This window comes from Erwinia sp. Eh17-17, assembly GCF_039675725.1.
GTDB lineage: Bacteria > Pseudomonadota > Gammaproteobacteria > Enterobacterales > Enterobacteriaceae > Erwinia.
Genome location: NZ_JBDFQT010000007.1, coordinates 67,743 through 88,426 on the forward strand (window position 1 = coordinate 67,743; position 20,684 = coordinate 88,426).

Consider the following 20,684-nt stretch of genomic DNA (forward strand, 5'->3'; position numbering starts at 1 on the left):
TATTGCTGCAGGAAACGCCTGTGGTGGAATGCTGTTTTGCGTCATTACAATTTGAGGTTCGCGATGTCTGACGACATGAAGACAATTAAGGGTTCGTCAGCAGGCGAACAGGGTGTACTACGCTCCATGCAGGAGGTCGCAATGAGCGATCTGGATGCCAGCAAAATGCTGCGCACCTACAACATTGCCTGGTGGGGTAACAACTACTACGACGTCAACGAGCTGGGCCATATCAGCGTCTGCCCCGATCCGGATGTTCCGGAAGCCCGTGTTGACCTCGCCAAACTGGTTAAAGAGCGCGAGGCCGAAGGCCAGCGTCTGCCAGCCCTGTTCTGCTTCCCACAGATTTTGCAGCACCGTCTGCGTTCGATTAACGCCGCGTTTAAACGTGCGCGAGAATCTTACGGCTATCGCGGTGACTACTTCCTGGTGTACCCGATTAAGGTCAACCAGCATAAGCGCGTGATTGAGTCGCTGATCAACTCCGGTGAACCGCTGGGGCTGGAAGCCGGTTCTAAAGCGGAGCTGATGGCCGTTCTGGCCCATGCGGGGATGACCCGTTCGGTGATCGTCTGTAACGGCTATAAAGACCGTGAATATATCCGCCTCGCGCTAATCGGCGAGAAGATGGGCCATAAGGTCTATCTGGTGCTGGAAAAGATGACTGAAGTGAAGCTGGTGCTGGAAGAGGCTGAGCGCCTTAACGTGGTGCCGCGTCTGGGTATCCGCGCGCGTCTGGCGTCTCAGGGGTCGGGTAAATGGCAGTCGAGCGGCGGCGAAAAGTCTAAATTCGGTCTGTCTGCGACTCAGGTCCTGAAGCTGGTAGAGATCATGCGTGAAGCGGGCCGGATGGAAAGCCTGCAACTGCTGCACTTCCACCTGGGCTCCCAGATGGCGAACATCCGTGATATCGCCACCGGGGTGCGTGAGTCGGCGCGCTTTTACGTCGAACTGGCGAAGCTGGGCGTGAATATCCAGTGCTTCGACGTCGGCGGCGGTCTGGGCGTGGACTATGAAGGGACGCGTTCACAGAGCGACTGCTCCGTAAACTATGGCCTGAACGAATATGCCAACAACGTGATCTGGGCGATCGGGGATGCGTGCGACGAGCACGACCTGCCGCATCCGACGGTGATCACTGAATCGGGCCGTGCCGTGACCGCGCACCATACCGTGCTGGTGTCCAATATCATTGGCGTAGAGCGCAACGAATTCAGTGAGCCTCAGCCGCCGCTGGAAGATTCGCCGCGCCCGATTGTCAGCATGTGGGACACCTGGCAGGAGATGCACGAACCGAGTAATCGCCGTTCGCTGCGTGAATGGCTGCATGACAGCCAGATGGATCTGTTCGATATCCACACCGGCTACTCACAGGGTACCTATGACCTGACGCAGCGCGCCTGGGCCGAGCAGCTTTATCTCAGCATCTGCCACTATATTCAGCAGCATCTTGATCCGAGCAACCGTGCGCACCGTCCGATTATCGACGAACTGCAGGAACGTATGGCGGATAAGATTTACGTCAACTTCTCGCTGTTCCAGTCAATGCCGGATGCCTGGGGTATCGATCAGCTGTTCCCGGTGATGCCGCTGGAAGGTCTGAATCAGGTCCCTGAGCGCCGCGCCGTGCTGCTGGATATTACCTGTGATTCCGACGGCACCATCGATCACTACATTGACGGTGACGGTATTGCCACCACCATGCCGATGCCGGAATACGATATCGATAACCCGCCGATGCTGGGCTTCTTTATGGTGGGTGCATACCAGGAAATTCTTGGCAACATGCACAACCTGTTCGGTGATACCGAAGCAGTTGACGTATTTGCCTTCCCTGACGGCAGCGTGGAAGTACAGCTGTCTGACGAAGGGGATACCGTGGCCGATATGCTGGAGTATGTGCAGCTGAACCCGGCAGAGCTACTGACCCACTTCCGTAACCAGATCAAACAGAGCGATCTGGATGAAGAACTGCGCGCGCAGTTCCTGGAAGAGTTTGAAGCGGGCCTGTATGGCTACACGTATTTAGAAGACGAATAAATCTGGCCGCAGTGACCAGACTTTCTAATCAATCCCTTCCTCGTCGGGCTTAACGACGCGGTGGGGATTTTTTTTCATCTTTTTTTGTCAGTCAGAAAGGAGTTGCTATGAATAACACCCTGGGTAACCAGTACGATAACTCGCTGGTGTCTAACGCCTTTGGTTTTATGCGTTTTCCGGTCAATTTCCAGCCTTACGACAGCGATGCAGAATGGGTGATCACCGGAATCCCTTTTGATGCCGCCACCTCCGGCCGTCCTGGCAGCCGCCTGGGCCCTGGCGCTATCCGTCAGATTTCCACTAACCTGGCGTGGGAAGGCTGCCGCTGGCCGTGGGAGTTCAATCTGCGTGAGCGTCTGAACGTGATTGACTGCGGCGACCTGGTTTACGCGTTTGGTGATTCACAGGATCTGAGCGACAAGTTGCAGGCGCACGCTGAAAAGCTGCTGGCCAGCGGCAAGCGTATGCTGACCTTCGGCGGTGACCACTACATCACACTGCCGCTGCTGCGCGCTCATGCTAAAACCTTTGGCAAGATGGCGCTGGTGCATTTTGATGCGCACACCGATACCTATTCGAACGGACCGACCTTTGACCACGGCACCATGTTCTACACGGCACCGAAAGAGGGGCTGATCTCGCCGGAGCACTCGGTGCAGATTGGTATTCGCACCGAATTTGATAAGTCGCTTGGCTTTAACGTGCTGGACGCGGCGCAGGTCAATGACCGCAGCGTGGATGACATCCTCGCTCAGGTGAAGCAGATTGTCGGTGACCTGCCGGTCTATCTGACCTTTGATATTGACTGTCTGGATCCGGCTCATGCGCCAGGTACCGGCACACCGGTCATCGGCGGCCTGACCAGCGACAAAGCCAGCAAGCTGGTGCGTGGCCTGCAGGGGATGAATATCGTCGGTATGGATCTGGTGGAAGTGGCTCCCGGCTACGATCAGTCCGATATTACCGCGCTGGCTGCTGCCAGCCTGGCGCTGGACATGCTGCACGTTCAGGCGGCCAATAAAGGATAATTGCCTGTTGTAGGGGCCGATCATTTGTTTCGATCGGCCCGTGTCACGCCCGGAAATTATTTACCTGCGGCAATACGCTGTTTGATATGGTCAGCACGCGCCTGAGAGGCCGGGTGTGAATCAAACATGCTGCTTTCGTGAGTGCCTTCCAGCTTCGCTAACTTTTCGAAACTGGTGACCAGTCCCTGTGGGTTGACGTTGCGTTTCTTCAGCAGATCGAAGGAATAGTCATCCGCCTGGGACTCCTGGCTCTGGGAGAACTGGGCGTTGACCAGTTTTTCGCCCAGGTCACCCAGCTGGGACTGTGACAGAGAGGCAGCGACACCACCCGCAGAGGCGGCGGCGGTGCGGGCAGCAGTGGTGGCGTAAGCCAGCTGCATGGCTTTACGCGAGTGCCCCAGCGCTACGTGGCCCATTTCATGGCCCAGCACGCCTTCCACTTCGTTATCGGTCATCATATCCATCAGACCGCTGTAAACGCGGATACAGCCGTTGGCCATCGCCCAGGCGTTGACGTCTTTGGTCAGGTAAACCTTATAGTTTGCCGGGGTGCCGTTAATGTTGTCACCCAGAGCCGCAGAGATCTTGCTCAGACGTTGAGCATAGGTGCTGCTGGCCGGTGCGATCTGCGCTTCGCTGTCCATCTGCTGACAGGATTTTTCACTCAATTCCTTCACCTGAGCATCGCTGAGCGTGGCGGCCTGATAGGCCTGCGCGCCTGACTGCATCAGGGTGTTGGCGTCAAAATTCTGACAGCCGGAAACCACAGTCGCCAGCGCCAGCGCAGCGAAAGAAATACGTTTCTTCATTCCAGTTCATCCATTTAGGTAATAAGATAATTAAATCATAATGTTATAAAAATAGTCTGGGGTGAAAAACACCTTCAGAAGATGAGTTATAGCGCGTGTTGGCGCAGTTGCCTAGTCATCATCCTCCCAAACTGCCACTTCTGTGACTCTTTTTACATCCTGCGCCATGTACATGTTACCCGTATTTCATGTACATTGATGGTCGACTTTCCTTCGGCTTTGCCTGATAACTCATTCATTACAATAGGTTAAGGACGGCGAAGCGTTAAATCCGACCTGGAGTAGAAAATGTCTTCTCGTAAAGAGCTTGCCAACGCCATTCGCGCATTAAGTATGGATGCGGTGCAAAAAGCCAAATCCGGCCATCCGGGTGCCCCGATGGGCATGGCCGATATCGCCGAAGTTCTGTGGCGTGACTTCCTGAATCACAACCCTGAGAACCCACTGTGGGCCGATCGTGACCGCTTCGTGCTGTCTAACGGTCACGGCTCAATGCTGATCTACAGCCTGCTGCACCTCAGCGGTTACGATCTGCCAATCGGTGAACTGGCTAACTTCCGTCAGCTGCATTCCAAAACCCCAGGTCACCCGGAATACGGTTACACCGCTGGCGTGGAAACCACCACCGGGCCACTGGGCCAGGGTATCGCTAACGCCGTGGGCTTTGCGATTGCTGAGCGCACGCTGGCTGCACAGTTCAACCGTCCAGGCCACGACGTGGTTGACCATAACACTTACGTGTTTATGGGCGATGGCTGCATGATGGAAGGCATCTCTCACGAAGTCTGCTCGCTGGCGGGAACGCTGAAGCTGGGCAAACTGGTGGCGTTCTATGATGACAACGGCATCTCTATCGACGGCCACATTGACGGCTGGTTCACCGATGACACCGCGCAACGTTTCGAGTCTTACGGCTGGCACGTAGTGCGTGGCGTGGACGGTCACGATGCTGACGCAATCAAAAAAGCGGTTGAAGAAGCCAGAGCCGTGAGCGACAAGCCTTCCCTGCTGATGTGTAAAACCGTGATCGGTTTCGGTTCACCGAACAAAGCCGGTACCCACGATTCCCACGGCGCGCCGCTGGGCGATGACGAAATCGCACTGACCCGCAAACAGCTGGGCTGGAACCATGCGCCGTTCGAGATTCCTTCAGACATCTATGCTCAGTGGGATGCGAAAGAGGCCGGTCGCGCGAAAGAAGCCGCGTGGAACGAGAAATTTGCCGCTTACGCGAAAGCCTTCCCTGAACTGGCAGAAGAGTTCTCACGCCGCGTGAAGAATGAGCTGCCAGCCAACTGGGAAGCGGAGTCGCAGAAGTTCATCGAACAGCTGCAGGCTAACCCGTCTAAAATCGCCAGTCGTAAAGCGTCACAGAATGCCATCGAAGCCTTTGGGAAACTGCTGCCGGAATACCTGGGCGGTTCTGCTGACCTGGCGCCAAGCAACCTGACGATGTGGTCGGGTTCTAAGCCTATCAACGAAGATGCAGCGGGTAACTACATTCACTACGGCGTGCGCGAATTCGGGATGACCGCCATCGCAAACGGTATCACCCTGCACGGTGGTTTCCTGCCGTACACGGCGACCTTCCTGATGTTCGTTGAATACGCCCGTAATGCGGTGCGTATGGCGGCGCTGATGAAGATCCGCCAGGTGATGGTCTATACCCACGACTCTATCGGTCTGGGTGAGGACGGCCCGACTCACCAGCCGGTTGAGCAGATGGCCAGCCTGCGTGTGACACCAAACATGAGCCTGTGGCGTCCGTGTGACCAGGTGGAGTCAGCCATTGCGTGGAAATACGCGGTGGAACGTCAGGACGGCCCGACTGCCCTGATCCTCTCCCGTCAGAACCTGGCGCAGCAGGAGCGTACTGCAGAACAGCTGGCGAACGTCGCTCGCGGTGCTTACGTACTGAAAGATTGCGCAGGTACGCCTGACGTGATCCTGATCGCTACCGGTTCAGAAGTCGAGCTGGCAGTGGGTGCGTATGACCAGCTTACCGCTGAAGGCCGCAAGGTGCGCGTCGTTTCTATGCCGTCTACCGATGCATTCGACAAACAGGATGCGGCTTACCGCGAGTCTGTGCTGCCGAAAGCTGTCAGCGCACGCGTAGCGATTGAAGCCGGTATCGCAGATTACTGGTTCAAATACGTTGGCCTGAACGGCGCTATCGTCGGCATGACCAGCTTCGGTGAGTCTGCACCTGCTGAGAAACTGTTCGACCTGTTTGGCTTCACCGTGGAAAACGTGGTCGCCAAAGCGAAAGGTCTGCTGTAATGATCTGACGGACGAGGCCTGCCTCGTCCGTGTGCATAACGGGGCGACTTATTTTCAGTCGCCCCTGATTACCTCTCCCCTGTTTTTTTCTAAAATTGTGACGTGGATCCAAACTTAAGCGCCATAATTGATCCCAGTCATTCCTATTATTCCTCACTTCTATTATCCTAGCTGAAGCGTTTCAGTTGTGAGCCTGATGACAATCATCATGCAGACAGAAGCGGGTGACGATGCAAGAATATCCTGTACAAATTGCGGCGACTGGCTCAGGCTAATTGTCCGATTTCATAGTGAATTCTGATGCAGGGGTAATATGACGGTTCGCATTGCCATTAATGGATTTGGTCGTATCGGGCGTAACGTACTGCGCGCACTGTATGAGACCGGCCGCCGTGCCGAGATCACAGTGGTTGCCATCAATGAGCTGGCCGATGCAGCCGGAATGGCCCATCTGTTAAAGTACGACACCAGCCACGGGCGTTTCGCCTGGGATGTACGCCAGGAGCGCGACCTGCTGTCTGTCGGCGATGACACCATCCGTCTTCTGCACCATACTGATATCGCGTCGCTGCCGTGGCGTGAGCTGAATGTGGATATCGTGCTGGACTGCACCGGCGTGTATGGCAGCCGTGCGGATGGCGAAGCCCATCTGCAGGCCGGGGCCAAAAAGGTCCTGTTTTCACACCCCGGCGGAAGCGATCTTGACGCTACCGTGGTGTTTGGCGTTAACGAAAAAGATCTGCAGCCAGAACATTTACTGGTGTCTAACGCCTCCTGTACGACGAACTGCATAATTCCGATTATCAAACTGTTAGATGATGCATGGGGCATTGAGTCAGGGACGGTCACCACCATCCACTCGGCCATGCACGATCAGCAGGTGATTGATGCGTACCACCCTGATTTGCGCCGGACGCGCGCGGCCAGTCAGTCGATTATTCCCGTTGATACACGGCTTGCCGCCGGGATTACCCGCTTCTTTCCAAAATTTAACGATCGTTTTGAAGCGATCGCCGTCCGTGTGCCGACCATCAACGTTACGGCGATTGATCTGAGCGTCAGCGTGCGGGATCCCGTCAGCGCCTGCGAGGTTAACGCCTTGTTGCAAAACGCGTCAGAAGGGGCATTTAGTGGTATAGTTGACTACACGGAATTGCCGTTAGTCTCCATTGATTTTAACCATGATCCGCACAGTGCCATTGTTGATGGCACCCAAACGCGGGTCAGCGGTCAGCACCTGATTAAGACTTTGGTCTGGTGTGATAACGAATGGGGCTTTGCTAACCGTATGATCGATACAACGTTAGCTATGGCCACCAGCGGTTTCAGGTAAGACGCGTACAGCGTCTGTAAAACTTTGAGAATCAACGAGAGGGTTCACCATGTCTGTAATTAAGATGACCGATCTGGATCTGGCTGGTAAACGTGTTCTGATCCGTGCGGATCTGAACGTGCCAGTTAAAGAAGGGAAAGTGACGTCAGATGCACGTATTCGCGCTTCTCTGCCGACGATTGAAGCGGCGTTGAAGCAGGGCGCAAAAGTGATGGTTACCTCGCACCTGGGTCGTCCGACCGAAGGTGAATACAGCGAAGAGTTTTCTCTGCTGCCGGTAGTGAACTACCTGAAAGACAAGTTAGGTGCAGAAAACGTTTCTCTGGCAAAAGATTACCTGGACGGCGTAGAGCTGACCGCGGGTAAGCTGGTGGTGCTGGAAAACGTGCGCTTTAACAAAGGCGAGAAAAAAGACGACGAAACCCTCTCCAAAAAATATGCTGCCCTGTGCGACATCTTTGTGATGGACGCTTTCGGTACGGCTCACCGCGCGCAGGCTTCTACGCACGGCGTGGGTAAATTCGCACCGATTGCCTGTGCCGGTCCGCTGCTGGCCAATGAGCTGGAAGCTCTGGGCAAAGCGCTGAAAACGCCAGCGCGCCCAATGGTGGCTGTGGTGGGGGGTTCTAAGGTTTCCACCAAGTTTGACGTGCTGAACTCGCTGGTGAACATTGCTGACACCGTGATTGTGGGTGGAGGTATCGCTAACACCTTCGTCGCTATCGACAACAATGTCGGTAAGTCACTGTACGAACCAGATTTCGTTGAAGCGGCTAAGAAACTGCGTGATGAATACAAAATTCCGGTCCCGACTGACTCGCGCGTAGGCACGGAATTCTCTGAAACTGCACCGTCTACGGTGAAGAAAGTGTCCGAAGTTCAGGACAACGAAGAGATCATGGACTTCGGTGACGAGACTGCGGAAGCAATGGCTAAGTTGTTGAAAGAAGCCAAAACTATTCTGTGGAACGGCCCGGTAGGCGTGTTCGAATTCCCGAACTTCCGTAAAGGCACTGAAATCATCGCTAAAGCGATTGCAGACAGTGACGCATTCTCCATTGCAGGCGGCGGTGATACGCTGGCGGCGATCGACCTGTTCGGTATCGAAGATAAAATCTCCTATATCTCTACCGGTGGCGGTGCGTTCCTTGAGTTCGTGGAAGGCAAAACCTTACCTGCGGTTGCCATGCTGGAAGAGCGTGCTAAGCAGAAGTAATTAAACCTCACGCGGGGTGCCTGACACTGCGCGTGAGAACTGAATCCTTTAATACGACCGAAGAAACAGGACAAGCTAACATGTCTAAAATTTTTGATTTCGTAAAACCTGGCGTTGTCACCGGTGATGACGTGCAGAAGATCTTCAAAGTGGCGAAAGAGAACAAATTCGCCCTGCCAGCCGTTAACTGCGTCGGCACCGACTCTATCAACGCCGTACTGGAAACCGCAGCGAAAGTAAAAGCGCCGGTTATCATTCAGTTCTCTAACGGTGGCGCGGGCTTCATCGCCGGTAAAGGCCTGAAATCAGACAAACCACAGGCTGCTGCCATCTTCGGCGCCATCTCTGGCGCACACCACGTACATCAGATGGCTGAGCACTACGGCGTGCCGGTTATCCTGCACACTGACCACTGCGCGAAGAAACTGCTGCCGTGGATCGACGGTCTGCTGGACGCGGGCGAAGAGCATTTCGCCAAAACCGGTAAGCCGCTGTTCTCTTCTCACATGATTGACCTGTCTGAAGAGTCTCTGGAAGAGAACATCGAGATCTCCAGCAAATACCTGGCGCGCATGGCGAAAATCGACATGACCCTGGAAATTGAACTGGGTTGCACCGGCGGTGAAGAAGACGGCGTGGACAACAGCCACATGGACGCTTCTGCACTGTACACTCAGCCAGAAGATGTTGACTACGCTTACACCAAGCTGAACGCTATCAGCCCGCGTTTCACTATCGCTGCCTCTTTCGGTAACGTGCACGGCGTGTATAAGCCAGGCAACGTGAAACTGACCCCGACCATCCTGCGTGATTCTCAGAAATACGTCAGCGAAAAACACGGTCTGCCAGAGAACTCTCTGGACTTCGTGTTCCACGGTGGTTCCGGTTCATCTGCGGCTGAAATCGAAGAGTCTATCGGTTACGGCGTGATCAAAATGAACATCGATACCGATACCCAGTGGGCCACGTGGGACGGTATCCTGCAATACTACAAAAAGAACGAAGGTTATCTGCAGGCGCAGCTGGGCAACCCGGAAGGCGCTGATAAGCCGAACAAGAAGTACTACGATCCACGCGTATGGCTGCGTGCTTCACAGTCTTCAATGATTGTTCGCCTGGAGCAGGCATTTAAAGAACTGAACGCAGTCGACGTACTGTAATTCAGCTTCTGCTTAAAAAAGGCCCTGATGGGCCTTTTTTTATGCGTTAAAATTGGAATACTCAGCGAATTTCGTGACTTATTTGGCATAACGCCAGATTGTTGTTTACCCTTAACTGCATCGGCTGCCGTTCAAGGCACTGTTTACCTGCCCGCTCCGGGCCAACAACAGGATGATTTAATGGAAGATTTAAACGTGGTAGATGGCATTAATAATGCCGGGGGCTGGCTGGTGCGTAACCAGGCGCTGTTGCTGAGCTATGCGGTGAATATCGTCGCGGCCCTGGCGATTATCATTATCGGTATGATTGTCGCCCGCATCATTTCCAACGCCCTTAACAGAGTGATGCGCGCGCGCAACATCGATGCGACAGTGGCTGACTTCCTGTCTGCGCTGGTGCGTTACGGTGTGATTGCTTTCACCCTGATTGCCGCACTGGGTCGGGTGGGCGTACAGACCGCCTCGGTCATTGCCGTGCTGGGTGCCGCTGGTCTGGCGATTGGTCTGGCGCTGCAAGGCTCGCTGTCCAACCTTGCCGCAGGTGTGCTGCTGGTCACCTTCCGTCCGTTCCGTACCGGCGAATTTATCGATATTGGCGTGCTGGGTACGGTGCAGAACGTGCAGATCTTCTCCACGACCCTGAAAACGGCCGACGGCAAAATTGTTGTGGTGCCTAACGGTAAAATCATCGCCGGGAATATCGTCAACTTCTCGCGGGAGCCGGAGCGTCGTAACGAGTTTATTATTGGCGTGGCCTACGATGCCGACATCGATGAAGTGCTGGCGCTGCTGCGCCAGGTGGTTGATGCTGAACCTCGGGTGTTGCAGGAGCGTGGCGTACAGATTGGCCTGAACGAACTGGCAGCCTCATCGGTAAACGTTGTGGTGCGCTGCTGGAGTAAAGCGGGGGACCTGCAGGACGTTTACTGGGACCTGATGAAAAACTTCAAGCGTGCGCTGGATGCTAAAGGTATTGGCATCCCTTATCCGCAGATGGATGTTCATCTGCATCAGGTGAAAGCGCCGGAAGCTAACGCTGACGCATCACCATCCGCGCGTTGATAATTATTGTGTGAAATCAGCCCTCTGACCGTCCAGGCAGGGGGCTTTTTTTGGCCCGGATGATGTTGTACATCGTGCCACGGGATCCTGCATCATTAGTAATATTTATATACCATTAATTCTTTCAATTTCTCCTAATGATGCAGGCTCGGTACACTTGCCAGTTATTAATTCTGGTGAGGAATATGCCGTGTTATCTGTTTTCTTTCAGGGTGTTGCCATGGGCGCTGCACTGATCCTGCCGCTCGGTCCGCAAAACGCATTTGTTATGAATCAGGGCGTGCGCCGTCAGTACCATTTGATGACTGCCGCACTCTGTACGCTGAGCGATATTGTTCTGATCTGCGGCGGCATTTTTGGCGGCAGTGCGCTGCTTAACCAGTCCGATCTGCTGCTCAGTCTGGTGACGTGGGGTGGGGTGGCCTTCCTGGTGTGGTACGGTTGGGGAGCGTTGCGCATCGCGTTGAGTGGCGACATCCAGCTTGCCTCCGCGACAGCGCTAAAGCAGGGGCGCTGGCGCATCGTGATGACAATGATGGCGGTCACCTGGCTCAATCCGCACGTCTATCTGGATACGTTTGTGGTGCTGGGGAGTCTGGGAGGGCAGCTGCCGGAAGAGGCGCGCCGCTGGTTTGCGCTGGGATCGGCCAGTGCGTCCGTGCTGTGGTTTTTCGGGCTGGCCCTGCTGGCCGCCTGGCTGGCACCGCTGCTGAATACCCATCGCGCCCAGCGCATTATTAATCTGTTTGTCGGTCTGGTGATGTGGGCGATAGCCGCGAAGCTGGCAGTGCAGGCCCTTGGATAAGGCCAGCCGGAACTCACAATAAGAATTGATGTCCTAGTGTGACGTGCCGTTGCGCACTAAAATAGTCTGTACCGCCACATTTTGACGGAACAATTCGCTGCCGGTGCCGCGTGGTTTTCCGGTAGCCATCTTGAAAGAAATGATGACAGTCCGCATGGAGGATGCTTTGAAGCTCACTAAACTGGCCTTTGCCGCAATGATTGGATTAGGTACTTTGCCACTGGCTGTACAGGCAGACGAATTACCGAATGGCCCACATGTGGTCACTTCCGGACAGTCCAGCGTTGATGCTGCGCCGGATATTGCCACACTCGCAATTGAAGTGAATGTCTCTGCTAAAGATGCAGGCGAAGCGAAGAAGCAGGCCGATACCCGCGTACAGCAGTATTTTGATTTCCTGGATAAAAGCGGTATTGAGAAAAAAGATATCAATGCGGCTAACCTGCGCACTCAGCCAGAATATGACTACCTGAAGGACGGTAAATCGGTGCTGAAAGGCTACCGCGCCGTGCGTCAGGTGCAGGTGACACTGCGTCAGCTGGATAAGCTGAATGAACTGCTCGACGGTGCCCTGAAGTCAGGTCTGAATGAGATCCGTTCAGTCGAACTGGGCGTCGCAAACCCTGAAGAGTACAAAGCGAAGGCGCGTAAAGCCGCCATTGACGATGCGACAAAGCAGGCGGCTGAGCTGGCGCAGGGCTTCAATACCAAGCTGGGGCCGGTGTACAGCATTCGCTATCACGTCGCCAACTATCAGCCGATGCCAATGGCACGCATGTACAAAACGGCGGATGCCGCACCGATGACCTCCGCCGCTCAGACCTACGAGCAGCAGAGCATTCATTTCGATGATCAGGTTGATGTGGTATTCGAATTACAGCGTAATAATCCGTAATTTTCTCACGGATTTTTCTGTAGGGGTCGACCTTATTTTCCGGTCGACCCCCGCTATACCGGTTATTCTGTATCCTGACGCAGCACGCGATGGCCGTGCGCTAACAGCGCATCGGTCACTTTACGCATCAGACGGCTTTCCGGTGCAAAGCGGTGCCAGTACAGCATCCGGCGCTGCAACAGCCCCGGCGTTAAATCAATCAGCTCCCCTTCCGCCAGCTCACGCTCAATCTGCAGATGTGGGATCATACAGCAGGTGGTGCCCTGACGCGCCAGCTGTACAAAGGCTTCCGACGAGTTAACGATATGGCAGGGTACGCTGCCCGGTGACAGGTCAAAGTTCTGCTGTAAAAAGGCCTGATGCATATCATCCAGATGGTCAAAGGCCACCGCAGGCGCTTTCAGCAGGGCAGAGCGTGTGACCCCGTTCGGGAAGTAGCGTGCAGCAAATTCTTTTGACCCGACAAACAGATAGTCGAGCGCCCCTAACTGATCGACCAGACAGCTGGGCAGCGGCTGGGGTTGAATACTGACGGCGCCGACCACTTCGCCGCGGCGCAGACGCTCCTGAGTGCGGGTTTCATCTTCCACCTGAAGATTGAGGCGTACCGGCGAATCGGTCAGCACGGTTTTCAGCGCGGGCAGCAGCCAGGTCGCCAGACTGTCGGCGTTCACCGCCAGCGACAGCAGCAGCGGCGTCGTGCCGCTGTTATCGTCACCCAGCCACTCTTCTTCCAGCAGCTCCACCTGGTGCAGCAATGCCAGCAGTTTCTGGCCCTGTTCCGTCGGGCGTGGCGGCACGGTTCGCACCAGCAGAGGCTGGCCGAACATATTCTCAAGCTGTTTAATACGCTGTGAGACTGCTGACTGGGTAATACAGAGCTTTTGCGCGGCACGTTCAAAGCCGCGCTCGCGAATCACTGCATCCAGCGCCTGAAGCGTTCGATAATCCGGGCGTTTCATGAGTCTTAATACTCTCTTTCAGGTGTGGTAGATGCACTATGCCATATTTTATGCATTTTGCGCCGTGCTAACCTCACTTTATGAATCAACCACTTTGTGGGCTGTGTTCCAATCCTGCCAATCAAATGCCGCGCAGTGCAGCTTTTTTTCACAGCCTTGCTTTATACTACGCGCACACAGTGGCAGCACAGGTTTTAAACATATCATGACGCAGGATGAACTGAAAAAAGCCGTTGGCTGGGCAGCACTTGATTACGTCACGCCGGGTACCATCGTTGGCGTGGGTACCGGTTCGACCGCCGCCCACTTTATTGATGCTCTCGCCTCCATCAAACATCAGATCGAAGGTGCGGTGTCCAGTTCGGAAGCCTCCACGGCTAAACTGAAGGGCTACGGCATTCACGTATTCGACCTTAACGAAATCGACGAGCTGTCGGTCTATGTTGACGGGGCTGACGAGATCAACGGCCAGATGCAGATGATCAAAGGCGGCGGTGCCGCACTGACGCGTGAAAAGATTATTGCTGCCGTCGCCGACCGCTTTATCTGTATTGCCGATGCATCCAAGCAGGTGGATGTGCTGGGGCGCTTCCCTCTGCCGGTCGAAGTGATCCCGATGGCGCGCTCCTATGTTGCCCGTGAGCTGGTGAAGCTGGGTGGACAGCCGGAGTACCGTCAGAATGTCGTCACCGACAACGGCAACATTATTCTCGACGTTCATAATCTTAAAATCATTGACCCGACACGACTGGAAGCGGCGATTAACGCTCTGCCTGGCGTGGTAACCGTGGGGCTGTTTGCTGCCCGCTGCGCGGATGTTGCATTGATTGGTACGGCCGACGGTGTGCAAACCATTCAAAAATGATCTACCCGGCGTGAGTGCGGTGCAGGTTATTTTTATCTAAAAAACATCTTTTCTTTTGCAGGCAGAATTTAGTGACTTATGTCACACAGAGGCTGCCTTTAGCGCGTTCCTCCTGGTGGTTCGCGCTGCGCCACGATTTTCTATCGTAATGTTCTGACTGACGGGCTTGCCGTGCTGACGGCCAGGCAATCGTTTGTATTGCTGCTTGCGTAAATTTTGTTATTTTGACAGAAGGCTATCTTATATCCCTGCGGGTTTCTCTTCTCAGCAGGCTGACATTGCGCCTGTAAACGGGAAACAATGCGGGGATCAAGCCACATCTGAAGTCTGCTAAATAGGGTCGGGAAATGGCAAAAGTATCACTGGAGAAAGACAAGATTAAATTCCTGCTGGTGGAAGGCGTTCACCAGAGTGCAGTAGATAATCTGCGCTCTGCGGGCTACACCAACATCGAATTTCACAAGGGCGCACTGGATAGCGAAGCACTGAAAGAATCCATTCGCGATGCGCACTTCATTGGTTTGCGTTCGCGCACTCACCTTACCGAAGAGATCTTCGCTGCGGCAGAAAAACTGGTTGCCGTAGGTTGCTTCTGCATCGGGACCAATCAGGTTGATCTGAATGCGGCCGCGAAACGTGGTATTCCGGTGTTTAACGCACCCTTCTCCAATACCCGATCCGTTGCTGAGCTGGTTATCGGTGAGCTGCTGCTGATGCTGCGTGGTGTTCCGGCGGCTAACGCTAAAGCGCATCGCGGTCAGTGGCATAAACTGGCGGTGGGTTCCTATGAAGCGCGCGGTAAAAAGCTGGGTATCATCGGTTACGGTCATATCGGTATGCAGCTGGGCGTGCTGGCTGAAAGCCTGGGCATGCATGTGTTCTTCTACGATATTGAAAGCAAACTGCCGCTGGGTAACGCTACTCAGGTTCAGCATCTGTCCGACCTGCTGAATATGAGCGATGTGGTGAGCCTGCACGTGCCGGAAACACAGTCGACCCAGAATATGATGGGGCCGGAAGAGCTGGCGTTGATGAAGCCGGGCGCGCTGCTGATTAACGCCTCGCGCGGCACCGTGGTTGATATTCCGGCGCTGTGCCACGTGCTGGCGACCAAACACCTGGCGGGTGCGGCGATTGACGTATTCCCGGAAGAACCGGCGACCAACAGCGATCCGTTTAATTCACCGCTGTGTGAGTTCGACAACGTGATCCTGACGCCACACATTGGTGGCTCCACGCAGGAAGCGCAGGAGAACATCGGGATTGAAGTGGCGGGCAAGCTGGCGAAGTACTCGGACAACGGTTCCACGCTGTCTGCGGTTAACTTCCCTGAAGCCTCGCTGCCGATGCACGGTGCGAACGCCAGCCGTCTGATGCACATCCATGAAAACCGTCCCGGCGTGCTGACGGCCATCAACCTGATTTTTGCCGACCAGGGCATCAATATCTCCGCACAGTATCTGCAAACCACACCGCAGATGGGCTATGTGGTGATCGACGTTGACGCACCGCAGGATGTGGCGGATAAAGCGCTGCAGCTGATGAAAGCCATTCCGGGCACCATCCGCGCGCGTTTATTGTATTGAAACACGGGCTGACCGAAAAAGAAGGTCAGCCCCTACAATATCCGGTCGGTCCCTGCACATCATGGCCGACCGGAACAGAAGGTCGGCCCTTTTTGCATTTAAATCACCACTGCCAAATCTTTGACGGTGTAATCAGTGCGGGTAACGGGACATCCCACTCTGCCACTGGCAGACGTTCCACCTGCTGACAGTCATGCGCCAGCCCCACCGGCAGGAATCCATGCTGCTGCCAGTTCTGCAACGTGCGGTCGTAAAACCCGCCCCCCATTCCCAGGCGCTGTCCATCGGCATCAAACGCCACCAGCGGCACCATCAGCACGTCAAGCTCGCTTAACGGCACAAGATGACGAATATCCAGCGGTGGCTCCGGGATACGCAGGCGGTTGGTCCGCAGCTCGGTCTGTTCATCGTAACGCAGGAACAGCAGTTGGCCGGGCGAGAAAGGGTGCAGCACCGGGAGGTACACTCGCTGCTTACGCTGCCACAGTTTGGCAATTAACGGACGGGTATTGATCTCACCATCCACCGACAGAAACAGGGCAATGTTCTTCGCCTGCTTGAGAGGGGCAAAATTCAGGGCATGGTCGGCGACCTGCACGGCAGCACGCTGCTGTTGATCGTCGCTGAGTTCACGCCGCAGATGGCGCACATGGGTACGGATATCCTGGCGATCGCGAAGATTAAGGTTCATAGCGGGCAACTCTTATCAGAACGGTTTTGTCAGATTGTCGGTTGGTGCAGGGAATGTAAATGCCAGAAAAGGGGGAACTGCAAAAAAGGTGGGAATCTCCGAGATGCCGCCGCAGGCTGTAACCCTTGAACCCATGGTTCAAGGTGAGTATGCCGTCGTAACCATCAGGCTTCTCGGACGAACCGAGCTTGCGCACAGGTTACAGAGCGTCACACTCTGTTTGGTATTAATTATCGGCTCAGGGGACGGGCCCGCTTGCAAACATCTCAGAGAATTTTTTACTTCACCGTCACTCTATCACAGGTAACGCTAAAGTGTTATTCGAACTTCGCACCGGTACGTTCAGTTATGCGACCTTGTTCAAGCAATGCCTGTTCAATGGTCTGTTGCAGCATCCGAATTCGTTGTTCCATGTTCGACGCATAGTCACGGGTTTTGACTTTTTCCTGCGCCAGTTCATGGCAAATGTTCAGTGCAGCAATAAATACCAGTTGCTCGGTATTAGTGACTCTAGTGCGAACTTTTAAGTCTTGCAACCGTTGATTGAGGTCCTCGGCAGCCAGATTCAGCGCATCTTGCTGTTCCGGCGGACAATTTACTCTTAATGAACGGCCAAAAATTTGAATATCTACCGGTTGTGCAGACATGCCACCTTCCTGACTGATTACTGCGCCCGCAATCACCCTTACCGCTCAATGGCTTGGGAGGGGCGCCACTATAACTACGCCTTTTATAAGAAACAACCCCTTTCTGGAATCGTTGAGGCACCTGGTGGTAGCATATCACGAACTAAACCTGCCAACGATGACCAAAACAATGTCACTAACTAACGAAATGCCGGGCTACAACACGCTGGCCTCAGTACTGACGCAGCAGGGTGTGGGAATGACACCTGCCGAAATGCATGGCCTGATCAGCGGACTGATCTGTGGCGGCAACCATGACAGTAGCTGGCAAACGCTGGTGCATGACCTGACGAACGAAGGCATGGCTTTTTCACAAACGCTGTCTCAGCCTTTGCAGCAGCTGCACGAAGCGATTGGTAACTCGCTGGAGGATGAAGGTTTCCTGTTCCAGCTTTACCTGCCGGAAGACGACGATATCACCGTGTTTGATCGCGCCGATGCGCTGGCCGGCTGGGTCAATCATTTCCTGCTGGGGTTAGGCGTCACCCAACCGAAAATTGGTCAGGTGAAAGGGGAAACCGGCGAAGCCATTGATGACCTGCGTACCATCGCGCAGCTCGGCTATGATGAAGATGAAGATCAGGAAGAACTGGAACAGTCGCTGGAAGAGGTGATTGAGTATGTGCGCGTTGCTGCACTGCTGTGTCATGACACCTTTACCCGCGCTGTACCGACGCATGTCGTAATGAAAAAACCGACGCTGCACTGAGGCAAGGCCTGCATGGCCGCCAGACGTGATTTAACGGAACAGCATTCAGGAGGTCCCATGACCCAGCAAGAGTTTTTGCGCCGCCGTCAGGCGCTGTTAGCGAAAATGGCGCCCGCCAGCGCAGCCGTAATTTTTTCCGCGCCGGAAGTGACGCGCAGTAATGACAGCGAGTATCCGTACCGTCAGAACAGTGATTTCTGGTACTTCACCGGTTTTAACGAACCGGAAGCCGCGCTGCTGTTGATAAAAAGTGCGGATAATCACAGCCACAGCGTCCTGTTCAATCGCGTCAGGGACCTGACGGCTGAAATCTGGTTCGGACGCCGTCTGGGACAGGACGCCGCGCCGGAGAAGCTGGACGTTGACCGTGCTCTGCCGTGGAATGACATCGGTGACCAGCTTCACCTGCTGCTGAACGGGCTGGACGTGGTTTACCACGCTCAGGGTCAGTACGCCTTTGCTGATTCCATCGTGTTTAATGCGCTGGAAACCCTGCGTCGCGGATCAAAGCAGAATCTCTCTGCCCCCGCCACGCTGACCGACTGGCGTCCCTGGGTCCATGAGCTGCGCCTGATTAAATCGCCTGAGGAGCAGGCTGTGCTGCGTGAGGCCGGGCGTATCAGTGCGCTGGCACACACCCGTGCGATGCAGAAGGCGCGTCCCGGCATGTATGAATACCAGCTGGAGGGGGAAATCCTGCACGAATTTACCCGTCACGGCGCGCGCTTCCCTTCCTATAACACCATCGTGGGTGCGGGGGATAACGGCTGTATTTTGCATTACACCGAAAATGAGAGTCAGATGCGCGACGGTCAGCTGGTGCTGATTGATGCGGGCTGTGAGTTCAAAGGTTATGCCGGAGATATCACCCGTACTTTCCCGGTAGGTGGAAAATTTACCCCCGCACAGCGTGAGATTTACGACATTGTGCTGGCAGCACTTTATCGCTCGCTTGAGCTGTATCGTCCCGGCACCAGCATCCGCGAAGTGACGGCGGCCGCAGTGGAAGTGATGGTTACCGGGCTGGTTAAGCTCGGCATCCTGCACGGCGATGTGCATACTCTGATGGCTGAAAATGCTCACCGACCGTTCTTTATGCACGGTCTGAGCCACTGGCTGGGGCTGGATGTTCACGATGTGGGCCATTACGGGGTCGATCGTGACCGCCTGCTGGAACCCGGTATGGTCCTGACCATTGAACCGGGGCTGTATATCGCACCGGATGCTGATGTGCCCGCCCGCTATCGTGGTATTGGTATTCGCATTGAAGATGACATCATTATCACCGCCGACGGCCATGAAAACCTGACGGATACGGTGGTCAAAGATGCCGATGACATTGAAGCACTAATGGCGGCAGCGAAACGTTCATGAGCATAATTATCGCAGGGGGAGGGATGGCCGGGGCCACGCTGGCACTGGCGATCTCTCACCTGACTCAGGGAAAACTGGCGGTGACGCTGGTTGAGGGAACGGAGCCTGCCAGCCGGGTACATCCCGGTTATGATGGACGCGCAATCGCGCTGGCGGAGGGCACGCGTCAGCAACTGGTGTCTATCGGGCTGTGGCCGGCACTGGCGACGGCGGCCACGGCGATCACCGATGTTCATGTCAGCGATCGCGGCCATGCCAGCTTTGTATCGCTGACGACTGCCGACTACGGCGTGTCGGCCCTCGGGCAGGTCGTTGAGCTGCATGAGGTCGGGCAGCGGCTGTTTACCTGCCTGAAAAAGGCGCCGGGTGTCGCCCTGCGCTGTCCGGATACCGTCGCCGGGGTCGAACGAACCCAGGATAGCGTCAGCGTAGTGCTGGAAAGCGGGGAGCGACTGAACGGTGAGCTACTGGTTGCCGCCGATGGTTCGCGCTCAAAAGTCGCTGCAGCGTGCGGCGTACAGTGGCAGAGTGCCGATTATCAGCAGGTGGCGGTGATCGCCAACGTTTCGAACCAGGTGCCGCATCAGGGACGGGCGTTTGAACGCTTTACCGAACACGGTCCGCTGGCGCTGTTGCCAATGTCCGGCGGTCGCAGCTCCCTGGTCTGGTGTCATCCGCTGGCGCAGAAAGAGGCTGTTGACGGCTGGAGCGATGCGCAGTTTATCGCTGAGCTACAGCGCGCCTTTGGCTGGCGTCTGGGGCGCATCACTCAGGTCGGGCAGCGCAACAGCTATCCGCTGAAACTGCAAACGGCCTCACAGCATATTTCCCATCGGCTTGCGCTGGTCGGTAATGCGGTGCAGACCCTGCATCCGATCGCCGGTCAGGGGTTCAATCTGGGGATTCGTGATGTGATGTCGCTGGCCGAAACGCTGGCGGCGGCCTTCCGTGCCGGGCGCGGAGTAGGGGATTACGCCACGCTGCAACATTATCAGCGGCGCCGTCTGCCGGATGCACAGGCAACCATTGGTATCACTGACGGCCTGGTTCGACTGTTTGCCAATCGCTATACGCCGCTGGTCGCAGGGCGCAATCTGGGACTGCTGGCGATGGATCATCTGCCGCCATTACGTAATTTGCTGGCCGAGCGCACGTTAGGCTGGGTTAAGCGTTGAGGAGAAAG

Annotated in this window: 18 protein-coding genes and 1 other RNA gene; 14 read left to right on the forward strand and 5 right to left on the reverse strand. The window is 55.3% G+C overall.

Translation table 11 applies throughout. The annotated features are described in order from the left end of the window. Positions 1–63: 63 nt before the first annotated feature. Entirely contained in the window at positions 64–2,040 is a 1,977-nt protein-coding gene (gene speA, locus ABEH87_RS17055) for a biosynthetic arginine decarboxylase (RefSeq protein ID WP_346578025.1), read from the forward strand. Between the two features lie 107 nt (positions 2,041–2,147). Next, complete coding sequence (gene speB / locus ABEH87_RS17060; RefSeq protein ID WP_346578027.1) at positions 2,148–3,068, forward strand: agmatinase; 921 nt, start codon at positions 2,148–2,150, stop codon at positions 3,066–3,068. Between the two features lie 56 nt (positions 3,069–3,124). Here the strand turns inward: speB and ABEH87_RS17065 are convergent, their stop codons facing one another. Then, complete coding sequence (locus tag ABEH87_RS17065) at positions 3,125–3,877, reverse strand: M48 family metallopeptidase (RefSeq protein WP_346578029.1); 753 nt, start codon at positions 3,875–3,877, stop codon at positions 3,125–3,127. 288 nt (positions 3,878–4,165) lie between these two features. Here ABEH87_RS17065 and tkt point away from each other — a divergent pair, with 288 nt between their 5' ends. The 7 genes from tkt (at position 4,166) to ABEH87_RS17100 (ending at position 12,628) form a co-directional block, all read left to right on the forward strand. Continuing rightward, on the forward strand, positions 4,166–6,157 hold the full coding sequence (gene tkt, locus ABEH87_RS17070) for a transketolase (protein ID WP_346578030.1): 1,992 nt from the start codon (positions 4,166–4,168) through the stop codon (positions 6,155–6,157). Positions 6,158–6,470: 313 nt separating this feature from the next. After that, positions 6,471–7,490: an erythrose-4-phosphate dehydrogenase gene (epd, locus tag ABEH87_RS17075; RefSeq protein ID WP_346578032.1), complete on the forward strand. Its 1,020-nt coding sequence runs from the start codon at positions 6,471–6,473 to the stop codon at positions 7,488–7,490. A gap of 49 nt (positions 7,491–7,539) precedes the next feature. Continuing rightward, entirely contained in the window at positions 7,540–8,706 is a 1,167-nt protein-coding gene (gene pgk, locus ABEH87_RS17080; protein WP_346578034.1) for a phosphoglycerate kinase, read from the forward strand. Positions 8,707–8,786: 80 nt separating this feature from the next. Beyond that, positions 8,787–9,866, forward strand: coding sequence for a class II fructose-bisphosphate aldolase (fbaA, locus tag ABEH87_RS17085; RefSeq protein ID WP_346578036.1), 1,080 nt, complete (start codon positions 8,787–8,789; stop codon positions 9,864–9,866). 180 nt (positions 9,867–10,046) lie between these two features. Beyond that, positions 10,047–10,928, forward strand: a complete 882-nt coding sequence (gene mscS, locus ABEH87_RS17090; RefSeq protein WP_346578038.1) for a small-conductance mechanosensitive channel MscS — start codon at positions 10,047–10,049, stop codon at positions 10,926–10,928. Positions 10,929–11,118: 190 nt separating this feature from the next. Continuing rightward, positions 11,119–11,733, forward strand: coding sequence for an arginine exporter ArgO (argO, locus tag ABEH87_RS17095; RefSeq protein ID WP_346578039.1), 615 nt, complete (start codon positions 11,119–11,121; stop codon positions 11,731–11,733). 154 nt (positions 11,734–11,887) lie between these two features. After that, a complete protein-coding gene (locus tag ABEH87_RS17100; RefSeq protein ID WP_346578040.1) occupies positions 11,888–12,628 on the forward strand; it encodes an oxidative stress defense protein in 741 nt (246 codons plus the stop codon). 62 nt (positions 12,629–12,690) lie between these two features. Here the strand turns inward: ABEH87_RS17100 and ABEH87_RS17105 are convergent, their stop codons facing one another. Then, positions 12,691–13,590: a LysR family transcriptional regulator ArgP gene (locus ABEH87_RS17105; RefSeq protein WP_133846178.1), complete on the reverse strand. Its 900-nt coding sequence runs from the start codon at positions 13,588–13,590 to the stop codon at positions 12,691–12,693. 205 nt (positions 13,591–13,795) lie between these two features. On the opposite strand from ABEH87_RS17105, the gene rpiA reads away from it, so the two are divergent. Together rpiA and serA are read left to right on the forward strand one after the other, a co-directional pair. After that, positions 13,796–14,455, forward strand: a complete 660-nt coding sequence (rpiA, locus tag ABEH87_RS17110; protein WP_346578042.1) for a ribose-5-phosphate isomerase RpiA — start codon at positions 13,796–13,798, stop codon at positions 14,453–14,455. Between the two features lie 347 nt (positions 14,456–14,802). Further along, complete coding sequence (gene serA, locus ABEH87_RS17115) at positions 14,803–16,041, forward strand: phosphoglycerate dehydrogenase (RefSeq protein WP_346578043.1); 1,239 nt, start codon at positions 14,803–14,805, stop codon at positions 16,039–16,041. Between the two features lie 103 nt (positions 16,042–16,144). On the opposite strand, the gene ABEH87_RS17120 is transcribed toward serA, so the two are convergent. The 3 genes from ABEH87_RS17120 to zapA form a co-directional block, all read right to left on the reverse strand. Beyond that, the gene (locus ABEH87_RS17120) at positions 16,145–16,732 is read right to left on the reverse strand and encodes a 5-formyltetrahydrofolate cyclo-ligase (RefSeq protein WP_346578045.1); all 588 of its coding nucleotides are present in this window, start codon (positions 16,730–16,732) and stop codon (positions 16,145–16,147) included. Positions 16,733–16,823: 91 nt separating this feature from the next. Beyond that, positions 16,824–17,008, reverse strand: a non-coding RNA gene (gene ssrS / locus ABEH87_RS17125) — 6S RNA. 41 nt (positions 17,009–17,049) lie between these two features. Further along, a complete protein-coding gene (gene zapA, locus ABEH87_RS17130; protein ID WP_062744299.1) occupies positions 17,050–17,379 on the reverse strand; it encodes a cell division protein ZapA in 330 nt (109 codons plus the stop codon). 169 nt (positions 17,380–17,548) lie between these two features. On the opposite strand from zapA, the gene ABEH87_RS17135 reads away from it, so the two are divergent. The 3 genes from ABEH87_RS17135 to ubiH are packed head-to-tail and all read left to right on the forward strand — an operon-like array spanning position 17,549 to position 20,676. Continuing rightward, positions 17,549–18,127: a YecA family protein gene (locus ABEH87_RS17135; protein ID WP_346578047.1), complete on the forward strand. Its 579-nt coding sequence runs from the start codon at positions 17,549–17,551 to the stop codon at positions 18,125–18,127. Positions 18,128–18,184: 57 nt separating this feature from the next. Beyond that, a complete protein-coding gene (pepP, locus tag ABEH87_RS17140; protein WP_346578049.1) occupies positions 18,185–19,501 on the forward strand; it encodes a Xaa-Pro aminopeptidase in 1,317 nt (438 codons plus the stop codon). Continuing rightward, a complete protein-coding gene (gene ubiH / locus ABEH87_RS17145) occupies positions 19,498–20,676 on the forward strand; it encodes a 2-octaprenyl-6-methoxyphenyl hydroxylase (protein WP_346578051.1) in 1,179 nt (392 codons plus the stop codon). The genes pepP and ubiH overlap by 4 nt, the downstream gene beginning before the upstream one ends. Positions 20,677–20,684 lie beyond the last annotated feature (8 nt).